The 293-nt window shown below is 64.5% G+C and carries 1 protein-coding gene; it reads right to left on the bottom strand.

What is annotated here, in order from left to right; all coding sequences use genetic code 11:
- A partial coding sequence (locus tag MUW49_RS22130) for a transposase (protein WP_210538966.1) occupies nucleotides 1-293 on the bottom strand: 293 nt, incomplete at both ends.

The following is a 293-nucleotide window of genomic DNA, read 5'->3' as shown; positions in this document are numbered from 1 at the left end:
GCATTCGCCTGCTCCACTCGCACCCGGTCCACCACCTCTCGGCCATAGCGAGCCACCACGTGGAACAGGTCGTAGACCACCTCCGCCTGCGGGCAGTGTTGCTTCACCTCCAGGTCGAACGCCGTGTTCATGTCCATCGCCACCGCTTCAATCTGCTGGCATCGCTCGCCGAGCTGCTCGAAGAAGGGACGGATAGCGGCCCGGCTGTTGCCGTGCCCCACCCACAGGACGCGGGTTCGCTCGGCATCCATGATCACGGTGGCATAGCGGTGTCCCTTGTGCAGGGCAAACTC

This window comes from Aeromonas sp. LsrichE-8G, from assembly GCF_022869435.1.
Taxonomy (GTDB): Bacteria; Pseudomonadota; Gammaproteobacteria; order Enterobacterales; family Aeromonadaceae; genus Aeromonas; species Aeromonas caviae.
Note: the sequence above shows the minus strand (reverse complement) of the source record. Positions and strands in the feature narration are given on the sequence as shown.